The sequence below is a fragment of the Flavobacterium ardleyense genome (assembly GCF_042686085.1).
GTDB lineage: Bacteria > Bacteroidota > Bacteroidia > Flavobacteriales > Flavobacteriaceae > Flavobacterium > Flavobacterium ardleyense.
Genome location: NZ_JBHUOL010000003.1, coordinates 153,409 through 164,136, shown reverse-complemented (window position 1 = coordinate 164,136; position 10,728 = coordinate 153,409). Strand labels below are relative to the sequence as shown.

Annotated in this window: 7 protein-coding genes; 4 read left to right on the top strand and 3 right to left on the bottom strand. The window is 32.4% G+C overall.

What is annotated here, in order from left to right; all coding sequences use genetic code 11:
- Positions 1-335 precede the first annotated feature (335 nt).
- Positions 336-1,343 carry an IS30 family transposase gene (locus ACFSX9_RS01330; protein ID WP_379803414.1) on the bottom strand — a complete coding sequence of 336 codons (1,008 nt, stop codon included), beginning with the start codon at positions 1,341-1,343 and terminating at the stop codon, positions 336-338.
- Between the two features lie 118 nt (positions 1,344-1,461).
- Here ACFSX9_RS01330 and ACFSX9_RS01325 point away from each other — a divergent pair, with 118 nt between their 5' ends.
- The 3 genes from ACFSX9_RS01325 (at position 1,462) to ACFSX9_RS01315 (ending at position 3,243) form a co-directional block, all read left to right on the top strand.
- Positions 1,462-1,824: a hypothetical protein gene (locus ACFSX9_RS01325; protein ID WP_379803411.1), complete on the top strand. Its 363-nt coding sequence runs from the start codon at positions 1,462-1,464 to the stop codon at positions 1,822-1,824.
- An 88-nt stretch (positions 1,825-1,912) separates the two neighbouring features.
- Positions 1,913-2,362, top strand: a complete 450-nt coding sequence (locus ACFSX9_RS01320) for an Ig-like domain-containing protein (protein ID WP_379803408.1) — start codon at positions 1,913-1,915, stop codon at positions 2,360-2,362.
- Positions 2,363-2,781: 419 nt separating this feature from the next.
- Entirely contained in the window at positions 2,782-3,243 is a 462-nt protein-coding gene (locus tag ACFSX9_RS01315; RefSeq protein WP_379803406.1) for a hypothetical protein, read from the top strand.
- A 293-nt stretch (positions 3,244-3,536) separates the two neighbouring features.
- On the opposite strand, the gene ACFSX9_RS01310 is transcribed toward ACFSX9_RS01315, so the two are convergent.
- Together ACFSX9_RS01310 and gldJ are read right to left on the bottom strand one after the other, a co-directional pair.
- Positions 3,537-4,817, bottom strand: coding sequence for a UDP-N-acetylmuramoyl-tripeptide--D-alanyl-D-alanine ligase (locus tag ACFSX9_RS01310; protein WP_379803403.1), 1,281 nt, complete (start codon positions 4,815-4,817; stop codon positions 3,537-3,539).
- Between the two features lie 83 nt (positions 4,818-4,900).
- Positions 4,901-6,604, bottom strand: coding sequence for a gliding motility lipoprotein GldJ (gldJ, locus tag ACFSX9_RS01305; RefSeq protein ID WP_379803400.1), 1,704 nt, complete (start codon positions 6,602-6,604; stop codon positions 4,901-4,903).
- A 209-nt stretch (positions 6,605-6,813) separates the two neighbouring features.
- Here gldJ and porU point away from each other — a divergent pair, with 209 nt between their 5' ends.
- The gene (gene porU / locus ACFSX9_RS01300) at positions 6,814-10,695 is read left to right on the top strand and encodes a type IX secretion system sortase PorU (protein WP_379803398.1); all 3,882 of its coding nucleotides are present in this window, start codon (positions 6,814-6,816) and stop codon (positions 10,693-10,695) included.
- The last annotated feature ends 33 nt before the right edge of the window (positions 10,696-10,728 follow it).

The window sequence follows — 10,728 nt, the reverse complement described above, 5'->3', positions numbered from 1 at the left end:
ACACTTTTTAAATTTTGTCATTTTTATTACATTTGGATTTAAATAAGAATTGTGATAAGGATAGCAGTGAAAAGCCTTTTTTACTTCAATACTAATTTTAATAAAAAGCAATGTAATGATTTTTTTGAATCGTAGGTTCGGGATGTAAAAAAAAAGATTTTATAATTTTTTTTATGTTGGTTCTAAAACGGAAAGTACTGGAACTAGTGTGTTAAATAAAATGTTTATTGAAGATAATCTTTTGATTAAAGGAAAAAGTAACGGTGGAACACATAACTATACAATAACAGAAGTTAGAAAAAATAATTAATGATTAAAATAATGAAAAGCTGTGTTCAACTCATAAGTGCAACAAACTTATTGTTTAGCGTTTCAATTGGACTAAGATAATTGAATTTTCTAATAGGTCTGTTATTAATTGATAATTCTACTTGTATAATTCTTTCATTAGTTACATTTCGTAAATCTGTTTTCTTTGGAAAAAACCTCCTAATTACACCAATTCTATTTTCTACAGTTCCTTTTTCTTGCGAGGTATATGGTGTTGTGAAATAGGTTTTTAGATTAAATTTCTTTGCGATTTCAGTATGTCCAGCAAACTCATTTCCGTTGTCAAAAGTGATTGATTTTAGATAACTCGAGTTGAATCTGGAGAGTCTTTCTATTATTTTTTGCGTAACTTCTAATGCTGTTTTTCCCTGCAATTTATCTATCATAGTAATTAATGTAATTCGGTCTGTAAGGACTAGTAATGCTGACTTGTGGTCTTTTCCCATCATTAGATCTGCTTCTAAATCCCCAATTCTTTTTCTTTGTTCAATAACTGCTGGTCTTTCAGTAATGTGTTGACGATTGAGAATTGCTCCTCGAGTGTCTTTTATATTTCCTCTTTTTTGTCTCCTTTTACCATGTTTCAATTCTTGATAAAATGTCTTAAAAAGTCTATTTTCTAACCTATTTGTATGTTTTGATTCCCATATCCACTTGTAAATTGTTTCATGGCTAACGGTATTTTTTCTTTCTAATTTCCAGCGCTTTGATAATAATTCTGGACTCCATTTATCCAGTGTCATTTTATCAAATATAGCTTGCTTTAAATCAGGGGTTAATGAAACCATTTTGTGTTTTTCCTTATGACGATTACGAGTTTTTCGCTCTGCATTTGAAGCACAGTATTCGCCAGAACCTCTTCCTCTTTTGGGTATGGATCTTTTTAATTCCCTACTAATTGTACTACGGTGTACATCTAGTTGGTCAGGTATCATTGTTTGATTAAAACCAGCTTGTAATAGAGCTTCGATTTGGTATCTTTGCTCAACGGTTAATTGTTTGTATTTTTTCATGCAAGACAAATTTAAGCTTTTGACCTTAAACACTTGGGGGATAACTCCAAGTGTTTTTAATTTATCTGTTGCACTTATAGCTTGAACTTACAATATACTAAATTCATAAAAAATAAAAATGAAAAAGTTAGTTGTTTGTTCAATCATACTCTTTATCACAGCGTCATGTGCTACGAGATTGATAACTCCGGCAGTTGAAGGAAATGTTTATGATATAAATAACAACCCCTTAACTGAGGTAAAAGTGTGTCTAAATGATGAATGTAAGGTAACAAATGAGGAAGGGTATTTTGTTTTTAAAATGAAAGTAAAAAAAGAATTTGCTATGATTGGTGGCGAAGCGCCTGCAGTAATTTATAACTTAAGAATATCCAAAAAAATGTATAACGACACTATCATTTATTATAAGAATCTATATGGAGGTTCAAATATTGACCAAGAAATTAAATATAAATCGATAATTTTAAAATCAAATAATTAACCTAATTTTTGCGCTTTTTATGAAGTATTTGCTGGTAATACGAACTCTTTGGAATTAGTGTGTTTTTTAAAATAAAAAAAGTTTTTTAATGAAAATATATTTAATTATTGTGATTTTTTTCGGCCTTATTTCTTGCTCTTCCTACAAGAAACATGTCATCCAGAATGAAATACAGGGGCTAATTTTAACTATCGATAACAATCCAATTGCCGATGTTGAAGTAACTTTTTATAATGACGGGAGAGATTTTGGATTTGTTCCTAGTGCATTAAAGACAAACGCAGATGGAGTATTTTTTGTAGCGCAAATTAGAACAAAAGGAAATTATAGAGTTTCAAGAATGATGAGCGATAGATTACCAACTAAAATTATTTTTAAAAAAGAAGGTTTTATTTCGGATACGATTAGCATTTCACATTACAAAGATTTAAAAACTGACCAAATTGTTATTAGGAAGCAATTAAGATGGTCTGATGGAAGTGTTTTTATCGGAGACCCAAGTGGGAAAACGTTGTTAAAAGTGTATTACGGGAAATAGTTATCTTAATGCGCCTAATGATTTTAAACTTATCGCAGGTGAAAATATCATTTATCGGATAGAAGGAAATGTTGTTTGGAAGAGCTAGATTTGCGTGATAAGTTCTGGAGATGAATTAAATTACGAAATAAAAACTTGGTATATTATTTGCAGTAAAATTAGGTTCTTAATATACAATTATGAGGTATTCGGACAATTATTACATTTTTAATATTTAAATTATTTGTAATCTTATGGTGTGTTAGAAACTATATTTTTCGTCTTTTTGTTATTGGTTTTTTCATTCCTAATTTAACTTGGATTTCTGGGTGTTTTTTTAACTTTGCGAGCGCTCTTTTATCAAGATATCAATCTATATCTTTTCGGTAGAATTATTTTTAATGTAGTATTTAGACTTTTTTTATAAAAATAGGAGCTTTATGAAGGCAAGAAATTATGTTCTTTTAGTGATAATAATTTTATTATTTTCTTGTAATAAAAATAATAAAACACCAAATTTAGAAATAGAAGCTTTGAGTCCATATCATTATGAATTTAAGGATAGTGATGGCAATTTAGATAATATCAATTATTATTTCTTAAAAGGGGATTTTCAAATTGATGAACATTTAAAGAAACACGTAAAAGATTTTATTTACAGTTACGGTAAAAGTCAAAAAGGAGTTTATGTTTTCAATTCGGTCTACATCTATAAAGAAACTGCTTTTCTAAATACAAATTATAAAGGTAATGAAGGTTCATTTGATGGCTCTAATAATGACTTAATAGCGTACGCTAGATTTGATAACAATCAATTGGATGTTTTTTATCTTTTAGATGAAGGAAATGTAATTTTTGACATAATAAAAAACAAAGAAGTCGATTTTGAATTTCAACAATAATTGTTTTACAAAAAATCACAATCATAATAGAAAAGACATGTAGCTCAGGATTAGCCACAAATGTTGGAAATAAATATTCCGGGATATAAGAATATAAGCAAAGTTTGCAAAACAAGAAATTTATCGTCGATAAACCAAAGTTACCAGTAATTGAGATTCATTGCATGAATCGCGAATTTGTTTGAAAACCTATTTACGATTCAATTATTGTTTTTAATGGTCAGTATCATTTTTTAAGTGAGATATGAGTAAATAACACAATCACTGATTCCATTAACAAGAAGTCGTTTTTATTATAGAATATCTAATGTTTTTTCTAAAGCCATGCCGCGAGATCCTTTTATCAACAGTAAACTATGTGATGGTTTGTGCGCTACGAAATATGTTGCAAACGAATTAAAATCTTCGAAAAACAAAATGTGAGCGCTTGCTATTTTATTGGCGTAAAAATCGTGGCCAATAAAAAATGTTTTAATAGTTTCTTCAATTTGTACTGATGCTACAATTTTTCGATGTTCTTCGATGCTTTCAATGCCTAGTTCAAACATGTCGCCTAGAATAGCTACTTTGTTAGCGTGGGCTAACTGGATAAAATTAGAAATTGCTGCCTGCATACTGCTTGGATTTGCATTGTAAGCATCTAATATAATTTCATTGTCATTTTTCTCAATCAATTGCGAACGGTTGTTCTCCGGAATATAGTTTTCAATTGCCTCTTTTATAGCTTCATCTGCGACTTCGAAGTAGGTGCCAATTGTAATTGCTGCATTGATATTATTAGCATTGTATATGCCTATTAGATTAGATTGTATTTGAAGTGCTTTGTATTCAATGCGAACCATCGGATTTGCTTCAACGTGATTAATTACAACATCAGCCGATTGAGTGGTTGAAAAAGTATACTTGTTCAGGTGTTCTGATTTTTCATTTTGAATAGCATCATCTAAATTGATAAATGCCAACTTATTGTTTTTTTGAAGGTAATCATACATTTCACTTTTACCTTTTATTACGCCTTCAGTTCCGCCAAAACCCTCTAAATGGGCTTTGCCAAAGTTTGTGATGTATCCATAATCGGGTTGAGCAATTGCGCAAAGCATCTCAATTTCCTTTTGATGATTCGCACCCATTTCTACAATCCCTATTTCTGTGTCTTTTGTAAAACGCAAAATAGTTAAGGGAACACCAATGTGGTTGTTTAAATTACCAATCGTCGCAATGGTGTTGTATCTTTTCGATAGTACAACGTTGATTAATTCTTTGGTAGTAGTTTTGCCATTACTTCCTGTTAAAGCAATAATTGGTAAGGCAAGATTTGTTCTATGATATTTCGCTAATTCTTGTAAATATCCCAGTGAATCGGCTACTAGAATTGTTCTGTCGTCAATATAAAAATCGGGATTATCGATAACTACATATTTTGCTCCTTTCTCTAATGCTTCTTTCGCGAATGTATTGGCGTCAAAATTGTCACCCTTTAGTGCTATAAAAAAACAATCTTCTTCAATTTTTCGGGTATCGGTGGAAACAGTAGAGCACTCTAAGAACAAGGAATGAATTGCTTTGATAGTCATTTGTGGAGGTGTTATAGTGAGAAACGAAGATAAAAAAAAGCCCTTTCGTAAAAAAGGGCTTCTTAAAGTATTTTGTAATAAAATTATTTATTAGGATTTCCTCTCGGAGATTTCTTGTTAGATTTTGGTCCAACTTTAGACATTGCACATCTGAATCCAATGTAATCAGTTGCCATATCTTGTGGGAAATATCTTCTAGAAGCTGGGTCTAACCAATAAGCTCTATCTCTCCAAGATCCACCTTTATAAACTCTAACGTTATCGTCAATTAAAGATGTTCTTTTGTCAGATTTATCAAACTGTTTAGAAATTTTCTTATCCATTCCTAATGAATCAGTAGTAGTAGAAATTTTATGTCTCGGAGATTCATACATTCTGAATTTCTCGTCATCGCCTTCATTTTCTTCTTCATCAGAACCACCGAATTTAAAGAAACGTGTAGATTGTCTATCTCCATCTCTATAGTTTCTGTTGTCAGAAGTAGAAAATTGAGTTCTTAAGTAAGTTTCATTTTCATCAACTGGAACTTGAGCAATTTGACCAGGGAAATTTCTTGCCATGATTCTACCATTACTTAAAGTATCGTATGTGATGTTATCTGCAGTTACAAATTCAACAATTCCGTCTTCACCAATTTTATTTTTAGTATAAACGTTACCTCTAAAGTAGTTAAAGTCATTTGCTTCGTCATCAACCATTGGTCTATAAACGTCTTGTACCCATTCTGCAACGTTACCAGCCATATCATATAAACCAAAGTCATTTGCAGTGTAGCTTTTTACTTTGTTAGTAATGTCAGCACCATCGTCAGACCATCCAGCGATTCCGCCGTAATCACCTTTACCTTGTTTGAAGTTAGCCAATTGGTCACCTCTTTGTTGTCTTTTTGAATTACGTGTATATTGACCATTCCAAGGATATTTCTTTTGTCCTTTGTAAATGTTGTACTCTCTGTTTCCTACTAATGCAAGAGCAGCATATTCCCATTCAGCTTCAGTTGGAAGTCTGTATTCTGGTAAAATTAAACCAGAACTTCTTTGAGCATATACATTTTGCGAAGAATCTGTAACTCTTTTGTTATTTCTTCCACCTTTTAATACTACATCTTCATTACCACCCATAGAAGTAGAAGGAGAAGTTAAATAAGCTTCAGTACTAAAATTAGCTTCAGCAGTTACGTCATTAATTTTAGCATCTTTCTTTAAGTAACCTTCGCGCTCTAGAATGTTTTCATTCACACGGTCAGTTCTCCATTTGCTAAACTCTGTTGCTTGAATCCAATTCACACCAACTACTGGGTAGTCTGCGTAACCTGGGTGTCTCAAGTAATTGTTAGTCATTGTCTCGTTGTATCCTAAACGGTTTCTCCATACCAAAGTATCAGGAATTGCTCCGTTGTAGATATTCTTGTAGTTTTCTTCTGTTGGAGGGAAAACTGTTTTTACCCAATATAAGTATTCAGAATACATTTTATTGGTTACTTCAGTCTCATCCATATAGAAAGATTGAATGTGTTGCTGGCTTGGAGTATTATTCCAATCATGCATAACATCGTCTTGAACTTTACCCATTGTAAACGTTCCACCTTCTACAGGTACCATTCCAGGAGGAGTTTCTTGTTGCTTATACTTCTCGTTAAACTGGAAACCACCTTTCTTGTCGTTAATTTTCCATCCTGTAGCTGATGAACCACCTTTAGTGCCTCCTTTTTTGCTACAGCCTGTAAAACCTAATGTTAGCGCTACTATAACTAACATTTTTAAAACCATAATTTTCTTAATTTTCATACTTTAGTAGGTAATAAATTCGTGTCGCAAGGTAATAATTAACTATTAATATGCAATACATTTTTAATTAATTGTTAAAAATAATTAATATTTTGTTAAAGTCCTCTTTTGTAGAACGAAATTAAGGTTATTTTATTATAAAAATTAGATTTAAATGAAATATTTTTTTCTCTTTGTAATATAATTTTTAAAACTGCGTTTTCATACTGATGAAAAAAATACTCCTTTATATATTGATTCTATTTGTTGGCAATTCGTTTGCCCAGCAGTCCGAAACAATTACTTTGAATTGGAACGAGCAAACCGAATATAATTTGGGTGATATTATTGTCAATATTCCACAGTTTCAGCAAGAAAACTTAGATTTTAAAGTTTCTGAGCGGTCTATTAATTTTAAAAAAGTAATTGAGATTCCTGCTTTGTTGCAAAAAGAGGCATTACAAATCGTAAACATATCTTACAAAGCTATAACTGAGGCTGATTTATTAGATTTAGATATAACAAAAATCCCTACTGGTGTTAGTCCGAAACTCGAAACGGTTAGCGCTAGAGGCCAGTATAAAGGTTTGTTGATTTTTAGTCCCATTATTAAGGAGAACGGCGCTTATAAAAAAGTAATTTCTTTGACTTATGCTCTTAATTCAAATATTACCTCAAATCGTTTCGCAAATCAGTCTACTCTGTCAGTTCCAGTCCTAACAAATTCTGTTTTAAGTTCTGGTAGTTGGCATCGATTTTATATCGAAAAATCAGGGGTTTATAAAATTTCTAAATCTTTTTTGCAAAGTATAGGGGTGAATGTTAATGTTGACCCGCGCTCTATAAAAATATATGGTAACGGTGGTAGAATGTTGCCGTTGTTAAATGATACGTTTTATCCCTATGACCTTGAGGAAAATGCAATTCAATTTATAGGTGAAGAAGATGGTGTTTTTGATAACGCTGATTATATTTTGTTCTATGCGGAAGGAGTTGATACTTGGAATACAGAAAGTGCGACGAGCGTGAATTTATTCGATGATAAGTCTTATTATTATGTAACTTCAAATGCAGGGAATGGTAAACGTATTTTAAATTCCACTGAACCAGGTGCTTCGCCAAGTGTAACCTTTTCTCAATTTGATGATGTAGTTTATTATGAAAAAGATCTAGTTAATGTTGGTAAAGTTGGAAGAAGATGGTTTGGAGAACGATTTAATATTGAGAATAACCAAACATTTAATTTTACCATTCCTAATTTAGACACTTCGGTACCAGTTGAGATAAAAATAAACACCGCGTCAAAATCTTTTGGGAATTCGTCATTTAGTTTTAAAGCAAATGGTTCTAGTTTAGGAACTCTTTCATTTACTTCAATTGTTTCCGGAAGCGGAACCGAAGGATATGAATCCGCATTAAATACTACTTTTTCAGCCACTTCACCAACGATCGCGATACGATTAGATTATAATAACGGTGGTGTTCCAAGTTCAATTGGCTATTTAGACTTTATCAGAATAAAATCGAAAAGAAACCTAATAGGTTACGGCAAGCAATTTTTATTTTTTAATGATGCCGAACAAACGAATATTGGTGTTGGAGCATATGCTTTAACTGGAGCAACTGAAATTTCTCAGGTTTGGGATGTTACTGATATTTACAACGTTTCTAGATATGAAAATACTTCTGGGGCTAATTTTAGCTTTAATGTAAGTCTAGGGAATGCTAAAAAATACGTTGCCTTGGATTTATCGGACGTTTATTTGCCAAAAAAGGAAGCAACTACCACAGTTGTCAATCAAAATATTAAAGGGACTATTTTTAAAGATACTTCAGGAAATTTTCAAGATATCGATTATTTGATATTTACGCCTAAATTCTTAATGAATCAAGCAGAAAAGTTAGCTAATTTCCACAGGATAAATTCGGGGTTATCCGTTAGGGTTATTGCTTTAGAAAATGTCTATCAAGAATTTTCATCGGGAAAACAAGATGTTGCGGCCATTCGTAATTTAATTAAATACGTGTATTGGAATGCTTCTTCGCCAGATAAACGTGTGAAATATGTGAATCTTTTTGGAGATGCTTCGTACGATTATAAAAATAGAATACCAAGTAATACAAATATAGTTCCTGTTTTTCATGGGTTTAACCCAAATGCTTACGAAACAAATAACAGTGCAAATTTTTCTTTGTACTCGAGCTTTATGTCGGATGATTTTTTCGGACTTATGGATGATGGCGAAGGAACAATGATCGGTTCAATTGATGGTATTGATATCGCAGTTGGAAGAATGTTAGTTGCATCAACTTCTCAAGCGGAAGATATGGTGAATAAAGTTTTTGAATATCACGATGAGAAATCATTCGGACGATGGAGAAATAATTACGTAATTTATTCAGATGATGCTGATAATTTAACGGATGCCACACTGCAAGTTGGACTAAATAATTTAGCAGATGTTTTAACGACCCAAAAGCCTTTTGTGAATGTTAAAAAAATTCATAGTGATGCTTATGTACAACAAGTTGCTGCTGGGGGAGAACGTTATCCGGAAGCTAAAAAAGATTTCTTGGACGCATTAGCTTTAGGTGGTTTGGTTTTTAATTATTACGGACACGGAAACGAAGAGTCTTTAGCTAGAGAGCGATTGTTTGAAAAGTTAGATGCACAAAATTTAACGAACAGATACAGATATCCATTATTTATTACAATAACATGTGAATTTACTCGTTTTGATGATCCGAATCGTTTTACGGGTGGCGAATATATGTATTGGAATAAAGCGGGAGGCGCCATTTCCTTAATAGCCACAACGCGACAAATTGGTGTAACAACAGGTTTGGTGATGAATAATATTTTTAGCGAGAATCTATACGCTTATGGTTCTAACGACTATCCCACTATTGCCGAAGCCTTGAGGATAACTAAATTAGCAACAGGTTCAGATAACAGAAGAGTTGTTTTCTATATTGGAGATCCTGCATTGAAATTGGCTATTCCAAAACCTAACGTTGTATTGATAAAAGTAAATGATGTGCCAGTTGCACAGCCTTTACCTGTTTTGCAAGCGCTGAGCGTAGTTAAAATTGCGGGCGAAGTGAGAGATGAAAATGATGTAGTGCTGTCTAATTATAATGGCGATTTAGCGGTTCAAATTTTTGATAAGGAGATCAATCGAAGAACTTTAGGAAATAACGGCGTTGTGGATGCAAGTGGTTTAGTTACTATGGATTTTACAACTTTGGGAGAAACTGTTTTTAGAGGAAATGCATCTGTGACAAACGGACAGTTTGAATTTAGCTTTGTAGTGCCACAAGATATCCGAATTCCTGTTGGAAATGGGAAAATTAGTTTCTATGCCAAACGAGATATTCCGAATTTAGAAAATCAAACGGGTTTTGATAAGACAATTCAAATTGGTGGTGTTAATGTAAATGCTACTAGCGATACGAATCCGCCGAGAGTAAAATTGCACATGAACGATGAAGGTTTTGTGTCCGGAGGCATCACAAATTGTTCTCCTATATTATTAGCTTTTCTGGAAGACGAAAACGGAATCAATACGGCAAGTGGAATTGGTCATGATATCGTCGCTATTTTAGATGGTGATGAAACGAAGCCTTATATTTTAAATGAATATTATGAAACTGAAAATGACGACTATACGAAAGGATTTGTCCGTTTTCCGTTTAGAGATTTAACACCAGGATTGCATACTATTTTGTTCAAAGCTTGGGATGTCTATAATAATTTAGTTACCGCAGAAATTCAGTTCAATGCTATTTGTTCTGATGAAGGTTTACGATTAGAAAAAGTATTAAATTACCCCAATCCGTTTGTAAGTTATACCGAATTTTGGTTTAATCACAACATGCCTCTTGAGCAATTAGATGTTCAGGTTCAAATCTTAACTATTTCAGGGAAATTAGTAAAAACAATCAATCAGCAAGTCCTTACAGAAGGATTTTTATGCAGAGAGATTTCTTGGGATGGTAGAGACGATTTTGGAGATAAAATTGGAAAAGGTGTTTATGTTTATAAATTAAAAGTAAGGTCAGTTACAACAGGAAAATCTACAGAAAAATACGAGAAACTTGTAATACTGTAATAAAATACTATATTTGTTAAATTAATTACTATG